The 17,542-nt window shown below is 65.2% G+C and carries 13 protein-coding genes and 1 riboswitch; of the genes, 6 read left to right on the forward strand and 7 right to left on the reverse strand.

Annotation, left to right across the window (positions count from 1 at the left end; translation table 11 throughout):
- Positions 1–433: 433 nt before the first annotated feature.
- The 4 genes from ACVOLO_RS08180 to ACVOLO_RS08195 all read left to right on the forward strand — a co-directional run bounded on the left by ACVOLO_RS08180 (position 434) and on the right by ACVOLO_RS08195 (position 6,702).
- Positions 434–1,120, forward strand: coding sequence for an ABC transporter ATP-binding protein (locus ACVOLO_RS08180; RefSeq protein ID WP_481569751.1), 687 nt, complete (start codon positions 434–436; stop codon positions 1,118–1,120).
- An 11-nt stretch (positions 1,121–1,131) separates the two neighbouring features.
- Entirely contained in the window at positions 1,132–2,292 is a 1,161-nt protein-coding gene (locus ACVOLO_RS08185) for an ABC transporter permease (RefSeq protein ID WP_481569752.1), read from the forward strand.
- A gap of 10 nt (positions 2,293–2,302) precedes the next feature.
- Complete coding sequence (locus tag ACVOLO_RS08190; RefSeq protein WP_481569753.1) at positions 2,303–3,610, forward strand: ABC transporter permease; 1,308 nt, start codon at positions 2,303–2,305, stop codon at positions 3,608–3,610.
- Positions 3,611–3,846: 236 nt separating this feature from the next.
- The gene (locus tag ACVOLO_RS08195; RefSeq protein ID WP_481569754.1) at positions 3,847–6,702 is read left to right on the forward strand and encodes a TonB-dependent receptor; all 2,856 of its coding nucleotides are present in this window, start codon (positions 3,847–3,849) and stop codon (positions 6,700–6,702) included.
- Here the strand turns inward: ACVOLO_RS08195 and ACVOLO_RS08200 are convergent.
- Complete coding sequence (locus ACVOLO_RS08200) at positions 6,671–7,492, reverse strand: MgtC/SapB family protein (protein ID WP_481569755.1); 822 nt, start codon at positions 7,490–7,492, stop codon at positions 6,671–6,673. The two genes, ACVOLO_RS08195 and ACVOLO_RS08200, sit on opposite strands and share 32 nt — an antisense overlap.
- A 99-nt stretch (positions 7,493–7,591) precedes the next feature.
- Here ACVOLO_RS08200 and ACVOLO_RS08205 point away from each other — a divergent pair, with 99 nt between their 5' ends.
- Positions 7,592–8,215 (forward strand): nicotinamidase, encoded by a 624-nt coding sequence (locus tag ACVOLO_RS08205; RefSeq protein WP_481569756.1) that lies wholly within the window; start codon positions 7,592–7,594, stop codon positions 8,213–8,215.
- Between the two features lie 182 nt (positions 8,216–8,397).
- Here ACVOLO_RS08205 and purU read toward each other — a convergent pair whose 3' ends face one another.
- Complete coding sequence (gene purU, locus ACVOLO_RS08210; RefSeq protein ID WP_481569757.1) at positions 8,398–9,249, reverse strand: formyltetrahydrofolate deformylase; 852 nt, start codon at positions 9,247–9,249, stop codon at positions 8,398–8,400.
- Positions 9,250–9,566: 317 nt separating this feature from the next.
- On the opposite strand from purU, the gene ACVOLO_RS08215 reads away from it, so the two are divergent.
- Positions 9,567–10,508, forward strand: coding sequence for a LysR family transcriptional regulator (locus ACVOLO_RS08215; RefSeq protein WP_481569758.1), 942 nt, complete (start codon positions 9,567–9,569; stop codon positions 10,506–10,508).
- Positions 10,509–10,524: 16 nt separating this feature from the next.
- Here ACVOLO_RS08215 and ACVOLO_RS08220 read toward each other — a convergent pair whose 3' ends face one another.
- The 5 genes from ACVOLO_RS08220 to ACVOLO_RS08240 form a co-directional block, all read right to left on the reverse strand.
- Positions 10,525–11,634, reverse strand: a complete 1,110-nt coding sequence (locus tag ACVOLO_RS08220) for an NADH:flavin oxidoreductase/NADH oxidase (RefSeq protein ID WP_481569759.1) — start codon at positions 11,632–11,634, stop codon at positions 10,525–10,527.
- 69 nt (positions 11,635–11,703) lie between these two features.
- Entirely contained in the window at positions 11,704–12,567 is an 864-nt protein-coding gene (locus ACVOLO_RS08225; RefSeq protein WP_481569760.1) for an NAD-dependent protein deacetylase, read from the reverse strand.
- Between the two features lie 11 nt (positions 12,568–12,578).
- Positions 12,579–12,983, reverse strand: a complete 405-nt coding sequence (locus ACVOLO_RS08230; RefSeq protein WP_481569761.1) for an acyl-CoA thioesterase — start codon at positions 12,981–12,983, stop codon at positions 12,579–12,581.
- Positions 12,984–13,348: 365 nt separating this feature from the next.
- Positions 13,349–14,371 (reverse strand): ribonucleotide-diphosphate reductase subunit beta, encoded by a 1,023-nt coding sequence (locus ACVOLO_RS08235; protein ID WP_481569762.1) that lies wholly within the window; start codon positions 14,369–14,371, stop codon positions 13,349–13,351.
- A gap of 145 nt (positions 14,372–14,516) precedes the next feature.
- On the reverse strand, positions 14,517–16,826 hold the full coding sequence (locus ACVOLO_RS08240; RefSeq protein ID WP_481569830.1) for a ribonucleoside-diphosphate reductase subunit alpha: 2,310 nt from the start codon (positions 16,824–16,826) through the stop codon (positions 14,517–14,519).
- A gap of 268 nt (positions 16,827–17,094) precedes the next feature.
- Positions 17,095–17,317, reverse strand: a riboswitch (cobalamin riboswitch).
- Positions 17,318–17,542 lie beyond the last annotated feature (225 nt).

Consider the following 17,542-nt stretch of genomic DNA (forward strand, 5'->3'; position numbering starts at 1 on the left):
GTGCTTTTGCTTCTGCTCAGCTTTACCCCCTCTCCCGTTCACGGGAGAGGGTTGGGGTGAGGGCAGCAGTTGCTGTTGCTGTTGACGTACCGGGCCCCTTCCGCAGCAACGGAGCTGACGGAAAGGACCCCGCAGGGGCGACGTGCATGGATGCACGTCGTTTTTCGACGGGACACGGAGGTCCCGTCAAGAAATCCCGACAGCGGAGTTGGCCTGTGATCTGAAGCATCGCAGGTGCGTAGGCAGAGAACCCGTACGTCAAAAGCAAGAAAGAAGCAGAAGCAACAACTGCCCTCACCCCAACCCTCTCCCGTGAACGGGAGAGGGGGAAAAATCAAAAGCCATAGCCATAGCTACAGCCAATGCAAGACAGCTGCCACAGCAAAGGCAATCGCAACACCGGACACATTCACTTCACCGCTGAGGACCACCCATGAGTACCCTCGTCTCGTTGCGCAACATCACCAAGACCTACCAGCGTGGCCCTGAAAAAGTACAGGTGCTGCACGGCATCGACCTGGACATCACCCGCGGTGACTTCGTCGCCCTGATGGGCCCGTCCGGCTCCGGCAAAACCACCCTGCTCAACCTCATCGGTGGCCTGGATACACCCAGCGGCGGTGAGATCAACATCGAAGACCAGCGCATCGACCAGCTCGGTGCCGGCCAGCTGTCCACCTGGCGCAGCCACCACGTCGGCTTCGTGTTCCAGTTCTACAACCTGATGCCCATGCTCACCGCGCAGAAGAACGTGGAACTGCCGCTGCTGCTCACCAACCTCAATGCCAGCGAACGCAAGCGCCGGGCGCAGATCGCATTGACCCTGGTCGGCCTGGCCGAGCGCCGCGACCACCGCCCCAATGAATTGTCCGGCGGCCAGCAGCAGCGCGTGGCCATTGCCCGCGCCATCGTCTCCGACCCCACCTTCCTGATCTGCGACGAGCCCACCGGCGACCTTGACCGCCAGAGCGCCGAGGAAGTGCTGGGCCTGCTGCAGCTGCTCAACCGCGAACACGGCAAGACCATCATCATGGTCACCCATGATCCCAAGGCGGCCGAATACGCCACCCACACCGTGCATCTGGACAAGGGCGAGCTGGTCGACGCCCCCGTGCACTGAGGAGTACGGCCATGAAGTACTTTTCACTGATATGGGCGCAGCTGTTCCGCAGCCGCACGCGCACACTGTTCACACTGTTGTCGGTAGTCACCGCGTTCCTGCTGTTCGGCATGCTCGACTCGGTGCGGGTGGCGTTTGCCAGCGGCGGCAATACCGTGGCCGGTGCAAACCGCCTGGTGGTGGGTTCGCGCCTGTCCATCACCCAGACCATTCCGATCCGTCTGGAATCACAGATCCGCCAGGTGGAAGGCGTCAGCGATGTCACCTACGCGATGTGGTTTGGCGGCATCTACCAGGACCCGAAGAACTTCTTCCCCAACTTTTCGGTGGCACCGAACTACTTCGACCTGCTGACCGAGTTTGAAATCCCCAAGGAGCAGGTGGAGGCGTTCCGCAACACGCGTACCGGCGCCATCGTCGGCGAATCACTGGCCAAGCAGTTCGGCTGGAAGATCGGCGACACCATCCCATTGCAGGCCACCATCTTTCCGCGCGGTGGCAGCAACGACTGGCCGCTGCAGCTGGTCGGCATCTTCAAGTCGAAGAACACTGCCACCGCCGCCAACGAAGAACGCCAGTTGATGATGAACTGGAAGTACTTCGACGAATCCAACGACTACATCAAGAACCAGGTCAGCTGGTACACGGTGCGGCTGGACAGCCCCGACCACGCCTCGCGCGTGGCGCAGGCCATCGATGCGATCTCGGCCAACTCCGACCATGAAACCAAGAGCCAGACCGAATCGGCGTTCCAGCAGGCTTTCATCAAGCAGTTCGCCGACATCGGCATGATCGTCACCTCGATCATGGGCGCGGTGTTCTTCACCCTGTTGCTGCTCACCGGCAACACCATGGCGCAGGCCGTGCGCGAGCGCGTGCCCGAACTGGCCACGTTGAAAACACTCGGCTTCAAGGACGGCACGGTGTTGACGCTGGTGATGGTGGAGGCGGTATTGCTGGTCGGCCTGGGCGGTGCAATCGGCCTGGGCCTGGCGGCCGTGGCATTGCCGGTGATGGCACCGCAGACCATGGGCCTGCTGCCACCGAGCGTACCCACGCAGACCTGGGCGGTAGGCGTGCTGCTGATCGTGGTGATCGGCCTGGTGGTGGGCGTGTTGCCGGCACTGCGGGCCAAGCGCCTGAAGATCGTCGATGCACTGGCCGGGCGCTGAGGAGAACGACATGAAGAATTTTCTTTCAAACGCGCTGGTCATTCTGCTGCTGGTCGTGGGCCTTGGCATCTGGATCGCACTGCCGTGGATCGGCGTGGCGGTGGTGGTGCTGGTCATCGCGCTGTGGCTGCTGCTCACCCGCAGCGGGCGCCTGGCATTGGCGGCAACACGCATTGGCCTGGCCAGCCTGCCGCAACGCTGGGGTGCCTCGTCGGTGATCGTGATCGGCATTGCCGGCGTGGTTGGCGTGCTGGTGGCAATGCTGGCGATGGGCCAGGGCTTCCAGGCCACGCTGGAAAGCACCGGCGATGACAGCACCGCCATCGTGCTGCGCGGCGGTTCGCAGGCCGAGACCAACTCGGTCATCACCCGCGAACAGGTGCCGCTGCTGGAAACCCTGCCCGGCGTGGCACGTGGTGAAAATGGCCGGCCGCTGGTTTCGGCCGAAGTCTCGCAGGTGGTCAACCTGACCTCACGCGGCGATGGCACCGACGTCAACGCGCAGTTCCGTGGCGTCGGCGAGCAGGCCTGGGCGGTACACGACAAGGTGCGCATCGTTGAAGGCCGCAAGTTCGGCACCGGCCTGCGCGAAATCGTGGCCGGGCGTGGTGCGCAGAAGCAGTTCCAGGGGCTGGAAGTAGGCAACACGCTCACGCTCGGCAACCAGGCGTGGACGGTGGTGGGCATTTTTGAATCCGGTGACGCGCACGAATCGGAGCTGTGGACCGATGCGCAGACCCTGGCCACCACCTACAACCGCGGTGCATGGCAGTCGATCTACGTGCGCACCGAAGGCAAGGCCGGGTTCGATACGTTCAAGGCTGCGGTGGCGGCTGATCCACGTTTGAAGCTGGATGTGGAAACCACCGGCGAGTACTACCGCAAGCAGGGCGGTGGCCTGAACAAACTGTTGAAGGTGCTGGGCACGGTGATCGGCGCGATCATGGCGGTGGGCGCGGTGTTTGGTGCACTCAACACCATGTATGCCGCCGTGGCCACGCGTGCGCGGGAGATCGCAACACTGCGCGCCATCGGTTTCCGTGGCGTGCCGGTGGTGACCGCGGTGATGCTGGAAACCATGCTGCTGGCCCTGCTCGGCGGTTTGCTGGGCGGCGTCATCGCATGGCTGGCGTTCAACAACTTCACCGTGTCCACGCTGGGCAACAACTTCAGCCAGGTGGTGTTCCAGTTCAAGGTTTCGCCACCGTTGTTGTGGAGTGGCCTGAAGTGGGCACTGGGGATTGGCCTGGTCGGCGGCCTGTTCCCGGCACTGCGCGCGGCACGCTTGCCGATCACCACCGCGCTGCGGGAAACCTGATTCGGCAAAGCTGTCCACTGAGTGAATGGCCCACCTGCATGCGTGCAGGTGGGCCGGCGGAAGTCATCCCTTCACGCATCCATCCAATTGGTTCATCATGCGCGCCCGCCCAAGACCCGGCGGCCAGCGGAGCTGTGATGGCGGATGCTGCGTCCCTCCCCCAACGGTGATGCATCTGTCACAGCGCCCCAAACGGGCGCTTTTTTGTTGTTAGGTACGAAGGAAAACCGAAAGAGATGTCTTTGAAGTCGACCCCGCTGTGCTCAGCGATCACCCTCGCCTTGGCCAGCAGCTGCAGCGTCACCGCATTCGCGCAGGACGCCAGCGATTCCACCACCACCCTGGACCGCATCGAGATCACAGGTTCGCGAATCCGCCAGGCCAGCGTCGAAACCGCACAGCCGGTGATCGCACTGAGCCGTGCCGAGATCGAAAAGAAGGGCTACGTCAACGTTGCCGACATCCTGCAGGATGTCACCGCAGCCGGCGCACCGGCGCTGAGCCGCGCCTCGGCCCTGTCTTCCGGCCGCGACTACGGCGGCATGTTCGTCAGCCTGCGCAGCCTCGGCCCGGAACGCACCCTGGTGCTGATCGACGGCCGCCGCATGGGCGTGAGCGCGGGCGGTTATTCCGACGTCGGCTCGATTCCCTCGGCCATCGTCGAGCGCGTTGAAGTACTCACCGACGGTGCCTCGGCACTGTACGGCTCCGACGCCATTGCCGGCGTGGTCAACGTCATCACCCGCAAGAATTTCGACGGCGGCAACGCCAGCGCCTACGTTGGCCAGTACAGCGAAGGCGACGGCCAGAAGCGCTCCTACAGCGCCAACTTCGGCAAGACCTTCGAGCGCGGCTGGTTCAGCGTGGGCGCCGAGAAGTCCAAGGAAGATCCGGTACTGGGCGGCGCACGCGAGTTCACCGCTTACCCGAACGGCCCGTACCACCCCACCGATGGCCTCAACGGCACCACCGAGTGGGGCTCGGTGACGGTAGGCAAAGAGAACCTCAGCGTCGGCCCGGGTGGCGATCCGTCCAAGGTGGAGAACTTCAAGCCGCTGGACCCGGCGTACTACGCCAACACCAAGACCAACATGACCCTGCTCTCCGCACTGGAGCGCAAGTCGGCCTTCGCCAACGGTGGTTTCCAGATCACCGACAACCTGCGCGTGGTGGCCGACGTGCTGTACAGCGAGCGTGAATCGCTCAAGCAGCTGGCCGGCTACCCGTACTCGGTATCCGCCGCGCAGATCAACAACGGTACGCGTGCGCCGCTGTCGGCCGACAGCATGTTCAACCACTGGAACCAGGACGTCCGCTTCTCGCACCGCACCGAGGAGTATCCGCGTGCGACCAACAACAGCCTGACCACCAAGCGTGCCAGCCTGGGCCTGGAGGGCAGCTTTGAAACCGGCTCGCGTTACTGGGACTGGAACGTCAGCTACATGTACAACCGCAATGAAGGCGAGCGCCGCACGTTGCAGAGCATGTACCAGCCGCACGTCAACCTGGCCGTCGGCCCGTCCTTCATGGATGCCAATGGCGTGGCCCGCTGCGGCACCGTCGGCAACGTGATCGAAGGCTGCGTGCCGTGGAATCCGCTGGCACCGTCGGGCAGCAACAGCACCGGCTCGCTCAGCGGCGACCGTGCCGTGCGCGACTACCTGTTCAAGAGCTTCGTCGACGATATCCGCAGCACCACCAAGGTGGCCAGCGCCAACATCTCCGGCGCGCTGGCAACCCTGCCGGCCGGTGACATCCTGGCCGCGATGGGCGTGGAACACCGCAGTGAGGAAGCCAGCTACACCCCGGACCTGATGGTGCAGAACGGCCAGATCGCCGGCACCAGCGGCAAGCCGACCCGTGGCGACTACAAGCTCGACGAGGTCTACCTGGAGCTGCAGGTGCCGTTGCTGGCGGACCTGCCTTTCGCCCGTGAGCTGTCACTCGATGTGGCCGGCCGTTACTCGGACTACAACAACTTCGGCGGCACCACCAACGGCAAGTTCGGCCTGAAGTGGAAGCCGGTGGACGAACTGCTGGTGCGTGCCACCTACGGCACCGGCTTCCGTGCGCCGACCGTGGACGACCTGTACGGCGGCACCGTCACCACCCGTGACCGCATCACCGACCCGTGTGACCGCGCCTTCGGCGCCGCCGCACGCAACAGCGAAGTGGCCGCACGCTGCGCCGCAGCCGGCCTGGACGCCGACTTCCGCCAGCGGACCGGCGACGGCGAGCTGGCCACCACCTCCGGCGTGCAGGCGGTCACCGATTTCACCTCCGGCTCCAATGCCGCGCTGAAGCCGGAAACCGCCAAGACCTGGACCGTGGGCCTGGTCTACAGCCCGGACTTCGTCTCCGGCCTGGACCTGAGCCTGGACTGGTGGAAGATCCGCATCGACGACGTGATCGTCGGCGAGTCGGCCACCGACATCCTCAACCAGTGCTACGTGCAGAACGTCGCCTCGGCCTGCGACCGCTTCACCCGCTACACCTCCGGTGACAACAAGGGCCAGGTCAGCGGCATGAACCGTTCGTTGAACAACGCCGGTTACCAGGAAACGGCCGGTTATGACCTAGGCGTGCGCTACCGCCTGCCGGAAATGGCCTTCGGCCAGCTGTCGCTGCGCTGGAACACCACCTACGTGGACTACCTCTCGCGCAAGAGCGACAACGTGGACACCACCCCGGTGGAGCAGCTCACCGGCTGGGAAGGCAACTTCCGCGTGCGTTCCAACCTGACGATGGACTGGCAGAACGGCAACTTCGGCGCGACCTGGACCACCCGTTACTACTCCAGCATGAAGGAGAAGTGCTCCTACGATCTGGACGGCGGCCCGGAGTGCAACCTGCCGAACTTCCAGTCGGCGTACACGGACATGCAGCCCAGCCGCAAGCTGGGTTCCAACACCTTCCACGACCTGCAGGTGCGTTATGCACTGCCGTGGGACGGCACCGTGTCACTGGGCGTCAACAACGTGTTCAAGCACGAAGGCCCGATCATGTACAGCCAGCCGAACAGCAGCTTCACCTACTACGGTGGCTTCGACATCGGCCGTTTCATGTACATGAAGTACCAGCAGCGCTTCTGATCCATCGCGCCCACAGCGCATCGGTTTGAGCGCTGCGTTTGACGGCCCCGCTCCCCTCCGGGAGCGGGGCCCATGAAGCCGCCGGCATCAGCGTGCCCGCCCTACGGCGCGCGCCCGGGCAACTCCACCGACCCCCCCCCTCCACCGCCCCCAGCCGCTGCGCCTTGTCCAGCAGCTGTTCGCGCGTGGGCGGTGGCTCGCAATCGATATCGACGATGGCATTGCCCTCGACGCGGGCACGCAGGGTGATGCGCTTCACCGGCAGGCCGGCGTCCTCCACGGCCGCCTGCACACGCGCCAACGACGCCCCTTCTGCCAGGCACAGACGCACGCGGCCGCTGCGTGCGCGACGACGCAGGTAGCGCTGTTCCAGTGGCTTGAGCAGGGCCAGGATCGCCCACAGCAACGCGGTGGTCATCAGTGCGGCCAGATACAGCCCGGCGCCTGCGGCAAGCCCCACCGCGGCCACCGCCCACAACCCGGCGGCCGTGGTCAGGCCACGGATCACCTGCTCGCGCTGCAGGAACAGGATGGTGCCCGCGCCCAGGAAACCGACCCCGCTGATCACCTGCGCGGCGATGCGCGACGGATCGAGCATCACATTCGCGCGTCCCAGCACATCGTCGAAACCGAATGCCGAGACGATGATGGCCAGTGCCGAGCCCACGCAGACCAGCATGTGCGTACGCAGCCCCGCCGCCCATTCCAGGCGCCCACGGTTGATGCCGATCACCGCGCCCAGCACCGCCGCCAGCAGCAGGCGCAGCCCCATTTCCCAGCCATCGATCATGTCCACACTCCTGTCCGGAGGGCCTGGCCTGCCGCCATGCCGGGCCCGAGGCAACCCGTAGTCGTAGACTGTGCCTACCCTCGCGTCAGGAAACCGTGGATGTACGCAAAAGACGTAGCACTGCTGGTGGTGGATCTGCAGCCGGATTTCATGCCTGGTGGCGCACTGCCATGCCAACAGGGCGACGCCATCGTGCCCGGCATCGCCGCGCTGCTGGCTTCAGGAAAATACGCCACGGTGGTGGCCACGCAGGATTGGCACCCGCGCGACCATGCCTCCTTCGCCAGCCAGCATCCGGGCCACAAGCCGCTGGAGGTGATCACCCTGCACGGCCAGTCGCAGACGCTGTGGCCGGACCACTGCGTGCAGGGCACCGCCGGTGCCGCACTGGATCCGCGCGTGGACTGGAACAGCGCCAGCCTGATCTTGCGCAAGGGCAGTGATCGCCAGGTGGATTCGTACAGCGCCTTCCGCGAGAACTTCGGCCCGCGCGGCGACCGCCCCGCCACCGGCCTGGCCGGCTGGCTGCATGAGCGCGGCATCACCGAGGTGCACGTCTGCGGGCTGGCGCGCGATTACTGCGTGCTGTGGAGCGCGCAGGACGCGGCCATCAGCGGCTTTCGCGTGCGCTTCCTGTGGGAGCTGACACGGCCGGTGTCCGCCGCCAACGATGCCGCCGTGCGCATTGCCCTGGTGGAAGGCGGGATCGACGTGGTGGGGTGAATAGGGCTTGAGCGGGTTGCGGCAACGGCAAGGCGCAACCCCTCCCCAGCCCTCCCCTTGCCTGCGGCAAAAGGAGGGTGAAAGCGGGCTTCGCTGTGATCGGTCAGACCAGGCAGGACAACCCCCTCCCTTTGCCACAGGCAAGGGGAGGGCCGGGGAGGGGTAGAGCTCCCGCGCGCTCCTCAGCGGAACACGACCGTGCGATGGCCGTTGAGCACGATGCGGTGTTCGACGTGGCGGCGTACCGCGCGGGCCAGCACCAGCGACTCGGTGTCGCTGCCCAGCTGCACCAGGTCACGTGGCGTCATTGCATGGTCCACGCGCGCGACGTCCTGTTCGATGATCGGGCCTTCGTCCAGATCGGACGTCACGTAGTGCGCGGTGGCGCCGATGATCTTGACCCCGCGCGCGTGCGCCTGGTGGTACGGCTGGGCGCCCTTGAAGCTGGGCAGGAAGCTGTGATGGATATTGATCGCGCGGCCGGCCAGCGCCTGGCACAGGCGCGGTGACAGGATCTGCATGTAGCGCGCCAGCACCACCAGGTCGATGCGCTCGCGCTCGACCAGGTCGATGATCTGCTGCTCCTGCTGCGCGCGGTTGTCCGCATCCACCGGCAGGTGGTGGAACGGCACGCCGTAGGAGCCGGCCAGTGCGCCGAAATCAGCGTGGTTGGACGCCACTGCGGCAATGTCCACCTTCAGCTGGCGGCTGTGGGTGCGGAACAACAGGTCATTGAGGCAATGGCCCTGCTTGCTGACCAGCACCAGCAGGCGCGCACGGCGGCGGGCGTCGTGCAGCTCCCACTGCATGGCGAACGCTTCGCCCAGCGCCTGCAGGCGTGCGCGCACACCCGGCACCTCGCCCTTGTCGCCGATGTCGAAATGCACACGCAGGAAGAAGCGCCCGCTTTCCTCGTCACCGAACTGCTGTGCATCGAGGATGTTGCAGCCCGCCTCGAACAGCAGGCCGGAGACGCGGTAGACGATGCCGGTACGGTCCGGGCAGGAAAGGGTGAGGATGAAATCAGGGCGCATGGCCAACAACATTGCACAGGGAGGTCGCGGACAGTAACCGTTCTTGCCACAGCGGGCCAAAAGCAGTTGCAGCTGACACGGATGATGCCGTCCACACACAAGCCGATCGGTGTGGATGCAGCGCCGACACGGGCAGGCGACGTCCATGCGTGGGTGGCGGTGGAACGCAGCTCCCGCGCTGTGGCCGCGTGTTGCACAACCCATCGGTGACGGCCAACCGGGCACGATAGGCAAGGCGGCGGTTTTCGACTAGATCGCCCGTACTTGGCGCTTTATAAAGAATTATTTTGGAATTACCCCGGACAATGCCGCCCGGCATGAACATCCTCCACTCCATCCGCAGCTTCATCCGCACCGCCGACGCGGGCAGCCTTGCCGCTGCCGCGCGCACGCTGGGCATCAGTGCCGCCGCCGTTGGCCAGAACATCGCCCGGCTGGAAGCCCACCTGGGCGTGCGCCTGTTCAACCGCACCACCCGGCAACTGGCGCTGACCGAACGCGGCGCGCTGTATCTGGCCCAGGTGCGCCATATCGAACGCGACCTGCAACGCGCACAGGCCGCCGTCACCGACCCCGATGCCACCCCGGCCGGGCGCCTGCGCATCGCCAGCAGCGCGGCATTCGGCCGGCATGTGCTCGCGCCGTTGTTGCCGGCACTGCAGCAGCGTTACCCGCGGCTCGACATCGCCTTGCTGCTTGCTGATCGCAGCGTGGACCATGCGCATGAAGACGTGGATGTCAGCCTGCGTATCGAGCCGCAGCTGGAAGAAGGCCTGGTGGCACGCCCGATCGCGCAGGTGCCGTTCGTGTTCTGCGCGGCGCCGTCCTACCTGGCCAGCGCCGGCACGCCGCGCACGCCGGAAGAACTGCGCGAGCACCGCTGCCTGCTGTTCCGGTATCCGCAGGATGGGCGCCCCCTGCGCTGGGGGTTCGTGCGCGATGGCCTGCATTTTGATGCCGAAGTACAGCCGACGCTGGTCAGCGACGACATCGACGCACTGGCGGCGATGGCCGTCAATGGTGGCGGCATCACCCGCCTTGCGGCGTTCGTGGCTGCGCCCTATCTGGCACGCGGCGAGCTGCGGGCGCTGTTCGAGGCGGGCGACACCGCCGGCGAGGCATGCGCCGCTCCCGCGCCGATGCGGGTGTTCCTGTGCGTCAGCGACCGACGCGACCTGACACCGAAGATCCGGGCACTGCTGCAGCACGTGGTCGATGCACTACCCACCGACTGGCGGGTGGACAGCGACCACGTGTAGTACCGCGCCGTCGTGCTCAGTCGCAGCGGCCAACGTCGAACAGCCCACGCGCCTCGTGCGGTTCGCAGCGCAGGTACTGCGGCGATACGCTGATATGCGTGCCCAATGCCGCGGCGGCATGCCACGGCCAACGCGGGTCGTAGAGGATGCCGCGGGCGATGCCGATGGCGTCTGCACGGCCTTCCACCAGGATCGCCTCGGCCTGCGCCGGTTCGGTGATCAAGCCCACCACGATCACCGGCGTGCTGATCTGCGCCTTGATCGCCTCGGCCGCCGGCACCTGATACCCCGGGCCCACCGGAATCTGCTGGCGCGGGTCCAGGCCACCACTGGACACATGCAGGAAATCGTTGCCGCGCGCCTCCAGTGCCTTGGCCAGTTCGATGCTCTGCATCACGTCCCAACCGCCCTCCACCCAGTCGGTGGCGGAGATGCGCACGCCCACGGCCACCTGGGCCGGCACCGCCGCACGCACCGCATCAAACACGCGCAACAGCAGGCGCATGCGGTTCTCCAGCGCACCGCCGTATTCATCGCTGCGATGGTTGCTCAGTGGCGACAGGAATTGGTGCAGCAGATAACCGTGCGCGGCATGCAGCTCGATCAGGTCAAAACCCAGCCGTACCGAACGCAGCGCTGCGGCAACGAAGGCCTCGACCACCGCGTCGATGCCGGCGGCATCCAGCGCCTGTGGCGTTGGTTCGCCCTCCAGGAACGGCAGTGCCGACGGCGCCATCACCTGCCAGCCGTGTTCCTGCTCCGGCGCGATGGCGCGGCCGCCGTCCCAGGGGCGCGCGGTGGAGGCCTTGCGCCCTGCATGGGCCAACTGCACGCCCAGCGGCATCCGCGACCAGCGCCGCACCGAGGCCAGCACCTTGCCCAGTGCCGCCTCGGTGGCGTCGTCCCACAGGCCCAGGTCGGCCCAGCTGATGCGCCCTTCCGGCAGCACCGCGGTGGCTTCCACGATCAGCAGCCCGGCGCCGGACTGCGCCAGTTGTCCCAGGTGGATGGTGTGCCAATCGCTGGCCTGGCCGTCCTGCGCCGAGTATTGGCACATCGGCGCGATGACGATGCGGTTGGAAAGTGACAGCGGGCCCAGCGACAGGGGCGAAAACAGGTGGCTCACGGGGATGATCCGGAAAGTGGGGTGCCCATTGCACGCCCGCACCAGCCGCGGTTCAACCGGCGTGGTGGATCACTGCGTCTTGGTGCCGTCGAGCAGGAAGGCCAGGGCCTGCGCGCAGGACATCTCCACCTTCAGCGACAGCAATGCATCGGCGCGGCTCCGGCCCAGGTTCACCATGGCGATGGGCAGGCCCGCCTTGGCCGCGGCATCGACAAAGCGGAAGCCCGAATACACCATCAGCGAGGAGCCCACCACCAGCACCGCATCGGCGCGCTGCAGGTGTGCGTGCACGGTCTCGACACGGTCGCGCGGCACGTTCTCGCCAAAGAACACCACGTCCGGTTTGAGGATGCCGCCGCACTGCAGGCACGCCGGTATCTGAAAGCTGGAAAAGTCCGTCTCAAGATCGGCATCACCGTCCGGGGCGATGCCGGCATCGAATGCATCCCAGCCCGGGTTGGCATCGAGCAGCCGCTGCTGCAATGCCTCGCGCGGTGAACGTGCTTCGCAGCCCATGCAACGCACCTGGTCCAGGCGCCCGTGCAGGTCAATCACGGTCTGGCTGCCGGCACGCTGGTGCAGGCAATCCACATTCTGGGTCAGCAGCAGTTCGATGCGGCCGTCGGCTTCCAGTGCCGCCAACGCATGATGCGTGGTGTTGGGGCGGGCACGACCAAAGGTCGACCAGCCCACCAGGCTGCGCGCCCAATAGCGTTGCCGCGTCGCGGCCTCGCCCATGAAGGCCTGGTAGTTCACCGGCGGCGTGCGCTTCCAATGGCCGTCGGCATCCCGGTAATCCGGGATGCCCGAATCGGTGCTGCAGCCGGCGCCGGTCACCACGAACAGGCGCCGGTGCCGGGCGATGAATTCCGGCAGTTCGGTGATCACCGCCGGTGACAGGCGTGCGCCGGGGGCTGACGAGGACAGGCTCATCGGCAAGTGTTTCAGGCCTGCCGCGGCAGTGCCGGCACGGTCGTGGGGTGCCCTTCGGCATCCAGCGCAATCATCACGAAGGTGCCCTTGGTGCACAGCTTGCGCTCGCCGGTGAGCAGGTCCTCGGTGACCAGCTCCACTTCCACGGTCATCGAACTGCGGCCCACGCGCACCACGCGGCCGATGGTTTCCACCATCTGCCCGACGCGGATCGGCAGCTTGAAATCCACCTGGTCCGAACGTGCGGTGACCACGGTACGGCGCGAATAGCGGGCAGCGGCCAGAAACGCGGCCTTGTCCATCCATGCCAACGCCTGGCCACCGAACAGCGTGCCCATGTGGTTGGTGTGGTTGGGGAACACGATCTCGGCCATGCGGACTTCGACGGGCGGATCGGTTTCGGGAATGGGAGTCATGGGGGAACGCCTTCAGAGGTTGCCCGGATGATACGCCCGGCCACCTGTGCAGCCGGTGTATGCGGGGTGACGACGCACAGCAGTGCGCGGTGACCCTGTGCGCCGCGCGCAACGACACGGTGTTGCGTTGCTTTAGCCCCCTCCCTTGCGCATGGCGCAGGGGAGGGCTGGGGAGGGGTGCTGTTGCTGTTGCTGTTTCTTCAACAATGCTCAACAAAGGCCAGGTTGCGGAGAGAGCCCCAAAGCACCCCTCCCCAACCCTCCCCTTCGCTTTGCGAAAGGGAGGGAGCAGAGCATTTTCTTCAGGTGAAGGGGAGCGCCGCGTTTGTACTGCTTCCTGCTTCCCGCAACACATCTGGCCTGAATCAGAACGCCATGTCGAACGAGACTTCGCCCTGCACGCCCACCTGGTAGGCGGAGACGCGGCGCTCGAAGAAGTTGGTCAGCTCCTGCACGTCCTGCAGCTCCATGAACGGCAGCGGGTTGCGCACGTTGTACTTGCGGGCCATGCCCAGCTTGGCGAAGTGGTTGTCGGCGCAGTGCTGCAGGTACTGGCGCATGTCGCGGGTGGAGATGCCGGCCACGCCACCGGACAACACGTCCTCGGCGAACTGCACTTCACACTCGATGGCTTCTTCCAGCATCTGGTAAACCTCCTGCTCCATCTTCGCGTCGAACAGATCCGGCTCTTCGGCACGGATGGTGCGCACGCACTCGAAGGCGAAGTCCATGTGGCAGCTTTCATCGCGGAACACCCAGTTGGTGCCCGACGCCAACCCCGGCAGCAGGCCACGCGAACGGAAGTAGTACACGTAGGCAAACGCTGCGAAGAAGAACAGGCCTTCGATGCACGCGGCAAAGCAGATCTGGTTGAGCAGGAACTGGCGGCGCTGCTCGCGGGTCTCGATGCGGGTGATGCCCTGGATGGAATCGATCCACTTGAAGCAGAAGTCGGCCTTCTTCTTGATCGAGTCGATGTTCTCCACCGCGTCAAACGCCTTGAAGCGCTCTTCCGGATCCGGCAGGTAGTTGTCCAGCAGGGTCAGGTAGAACTGCACGTGCAGCGCTTCTTCATACAGCTGGCGCGACAGGTACATGCGCGCTTCCGGCGCATTGAGGTGCTGGTACAGGTTCAACACCAGGTTGTTGGAGACGATGGAATCGCCGGTGGCGAAGAACGCAACCAGGCGGTGGATGAGATGGCGGTCGGCCGGCGTCATCTTCTGGTGCAGGTCGGTGATGTCGATCTGGAAGTTGATCTCATCCACGGTCCAGCTGTTCTTGATCGCGTTGCGGTACATCTCGTAGAAGTCCGGGTAACGCATCGGACGCAGGGTCAGCTCGAAGCCGGGATCAAGCAGCATCTGGTTGGGTTTTTTCGACGACATGGGGGTTTCTCCATTTCCTTCTCACTGCGGGAGAAGGTGGCGCGCAGCGCCGGATGAGGGTTGGTTCCTGGAGGGCGCTACGTGCTTTCAGAGCGCCCTCACCCCAACCCCTCTCCCGCCTGCGGGAGAGGGGCTGAAGCGGCGGTTACTGGCAGGCCTCGCAGGCTTCCGGGTTTTCCAGCGAGCAGGCCACCGCTTCGACCGGGGTGTAGCTGCTGACCGTGGTCTTGGCGATCTTGGTGGCCGGGCGCGAGCGCAGGTAATACGTGGTCTTGATGCCCTGTTTCCACGCGTACATGTACATGGAGGACATCGCGCCGATGTTCGGGCTTTCCATGAACAGGTTGAGCGAGGCGGACTGGTCAATGAAGGCACCGCGCTCGGCGGCCATGTCGATCAGCGAGCGCATCGGCAGTTCCCATGCGGTGCGGTAGATGTGGCGCAGCGCCTCGGGAATCTGCGGCAGGTTCTGGATCGAACCATCGGCCAGCTTGATCGCATCACGCATCTCCGCCGTCCACAGGCCCAGCTGCTTCAGCTCGCCGACCAGGTGGCGGTTGATCTGCAGGAAGTCACCGGACAGCGTCTCGCGCTTGAACAGGTTGGACACCTGCGGTTCCACGCACTCGTAGCAGCCGGCGATCGAGGCGATGGTCGCGGTCGGGGCGATGGCGATCATCAGCGAGTTGCGCAGGCCATGCTGCTTGATGCGCTCGCGCAGCGCGTCCCAGCGCGCGGTGTCTTCCGGTACCACGTTCCAGGCATCGAACTGCAGCTCGCCATTGACCGCACGGGTGTCGTTGAACGAAGGATGCTTGCCACGCTCCTGGGCCAGCTCGCACGAGGTTTCCAGGGCGTGGAAGTAGATGGTCTCGGCAATCTTCTTCGACAGCGCGCGCGCCTCGGCCGAGTCAAACGGCAGGCGCTTGCGGAAGAACACATCCTGCAGGCCCATGCAGCCCAGGCCCACCGGGCGCCAGCGCAGGTTGCCACGGCGCGTGCTTTCGATCGGGTAGAAGTTCAGGTCGATGACGCGGTCAAGCTGACGCACGGCCAGGCGCACGGTTTCGGCCAGCTTGTCGTAGTCGAAATCGCCATGCTCATCAAAATGGTTACCCAGGTTGATCGAGCCCAGGTTGCACACCGCGGTCTCGTCGTTGGAGCAGACTTCCAGGATCTCGGTGCACAGGTTGGACAGGTGGATCACGTTGCCCGGGCGCAGGGTCTGGTTGCTGGCCAGGTTGCACTTGTCCTTGAAGGTCATCCAGCCGTTGCCGGTCTCGGCCAGGGTGCGCATCATGCGGCCGTACAGCTTGCGCGCACTGATGGTACGCGCGGCCTTGCCCTGCGCTTCGGCCTGCAGGTAGGCCTGCTCGAAGGCCGGGCCGTACAGGTCGGTGAACTCGGGCACCACGCGCGGATCGAACAGCGACCATTCCTGGTCCTTTTCGACACGCTGCATGAACAGGTCCGGCACCCAGTTGGCCAGGTTGAGGTTGTGGGTGCGGCGCGCATCATCACCGGCGTTGTCACGTAGTTCGAGGAAATCCTCGATGTCGGCGTGCCAGGTTTCCAGGTACACGCAGGCCGCGCCCTTGCGCTTGCCGCCCTGGTTGACCGCCGCCACCGACGAATCCAGCGTCTTCAGCCACGGCACGATGCCGTTGGAATGGCCGTTGGTGGACTTGATCAGCGAGCCGCGCGAACGCACGCGGGTGTAGCTCACGCCGATGCCGCCGCTGAACTTGGACAGCTGCGCGATATCGCCGTACTTGCTGTAGATGGATTCGAGCGAGTCCTGCGGCGAATCCAGCAGGAAGCACGAGGACAGCTGCTCGTGGCTGGTGCCGGCATTGAACAGGGTCGGGCTGGACGGCAGGTAATCCAGGCTGCCCAGGCGCTGGTACAGCGCCAGTGCTTCGGGCACGTCCTCGCTCAGCGCGCTGGCGATGCGCAGGAAGAACTGCTGCGGGTTCTCGATGACCTTGCGCGTGTGCGGGTGACGCAGCAGGTAGCGGTCGTACAGCGTGCGCAGGCCGAAGTAATCGAAGTTCAGGTCGAACGCCGGGTCGATGGCGTCATTGAGCTTGCGTGCGTTGATCTGCACGAAGTTGAGCAGGCGGTCGTTGATCAGGCCCACTTCGTGGCCACGGCCCACCGACTGCGAGAACGCATGGATTTCCTGGCCGGAGACTTCCTTGCCGATGAAGTTGGCCAGCAGGCGCGCGGCCAGGCGGCCGTACTCGGGCTCTTCGCCAATCAGCAGTGCGGCAGTGCGGATGGACAGTTCGTCCAGTTCCTGGGTGGTGGCGCCGTTGTACAGGCCGGAAATGGTGCGGGTGGCCACGCGCATCGGGTCGACCGCATGCAGGCCTTCGCAGCAGCGCTGGATGGCGCGGACGATCTTGTTCAGGTCCACCGGCTCGGTGTTGCCATTGCGCTTGGTCACGCTCATGGCGGTGGCGGTGGGCGGCGGGGTCAGTTCAAAGCCGGCCTCGGCCGGGGCGACTTCGGAAACGGAAGTGGTCACGACGATGTGTCCTTCATGGCGTGGTTGCACGCAGCCCCTGCCCTCGCAGGAAACCAGGGCCGGTGGCGGGACCAGGAGCATGGAAGGACGGCGTCGCAGCAACCGCGACGCACCCGACCTGCAGTCGGCGTCAACGGCACCACGTCACCAGCCGTCTTCCCCTCGAAGACACCGCAGCCGGCACCACGCGGTGTGCATCGCGTGGCTGTCGGCAGGTCTTCGGACTTTTGGGCATGAAGGCGGGGGCCTTCTCCTACTCCGCCGCTTCCCAAGGTCTGAGCCTCAGTGCTGATGTGGCGGGGTCGTTCCCAATTACCGCTGCGGGGCAGTGCTGGAATGGCCTGTCACGGCGTCACCAGCTTCCCTTTCAATCCGGTGAGCGCGAACCCACCAGAACCGACGGGCCACAAGATAGTGGGGGTAAATGACACGGTCAACACGAAATGTGGGGAATTTTCGTCAAGCCTTGGGGCGCAAGGCTTATGCCTTCGCGGGCCGGATCCGGGTACGGCAACCTGTCCGGACGGATTGCGCAGTCAAGTGGTTTGGCCACTTTTTTTGCGGGTAAACCCCTCGTCTTGAAGACGTAAATTTCTGATGAAATTCTCAGCGCGGGCTGGGATGCCCCCCCCCCAGCCTCC

The organism is Stenotrophomonas sp. STEN056, assembly GCF_056759635.1.

Coding starts and splice junctions, on each gene's coding strand:
- ACVOLO_RS08180 (WP_481569751.1), top strand. CDS start 434: ATGAGTACCCTCGTCTCGTTGCGCAACATCACCAAGACCTACCAGCGT.
- ACVOLO_RS08185 (WP_481569752.1), top strand. CDS start 1,132: ATGAAGTACTTTTCACTGATATGGGCGCAGCTGTTCCGCAGCCGCACG.
- ACVOLO_RS08190 (WP_481569753.1), top strand. CDS start 2,303: ATGAAGAATTTTCTTTCAAACGCGCTGGTCATTCTGCTGCTGGTCGTG.
- ACVOLO_RS08195 (WP_481569754.1), top strand. CDS start 3,847: ATGTCTTTGAAGTCGACCCCGCTGTGCTCAGCGATCACCCTCGCCTTG.
- ACVOLO_RS08200 (WP_481569755.1), bottom strand. CDS start 7,492: ATGATCGATGGCTGGGAAATGGGGCTGCGCCTGCTGCTGGCGGCGGTG.
- ACVOLO_RS08205 (WP_481569756.1), top strand. CDS start 7,592: ATGTACGCAAAAGACGTAGCACTGCTGGTGGTGGATCTGCAGCCGGAT.
- purU (WP_481569757.1), bottom strand. CDS start 9,249: ATGCGCCCTGATTTCATCCTCACCCTTTCCTGCCCGGACCGTACCGGC.
- ACVOLO_RS08215 (WP_481569758.1), top strand. CDS start 9,567: ATGAACATCCTCCACTCCATCCGCAGCTTCATCCGCACCGCCGACGCG.
- ACVOLO_RS08225 (WP_481569760.1), bottom strand. CDS start 12,567: ATGAGCCTGTCCTCGTCAGCCCCCGGCGCACGCCTGTCACCGGCGGTG.
- ACVOLO_RS08230 (WP_481569761.1), bottom strand. CDS start 12,983: ATGACTCCCATTCCCGAAACCGATCCGCCCGTCGAAGTCCGCATGGCC.
- ACVOLO_RS08235 (WP_481569762.1), bottom strand. CDS start 14,371: ATGTCGTCGAAAAAACCCAACCAGATGCTGCTTGATCCCGGCTTCGAG.
- ACVOLO_RS08240 (WP_481569830.1), bottom strand. CDS start 16,826: ATGAGCGTGACCAAGCGCAATGGCAACACCGAGCCGGTGGACCTGAAC.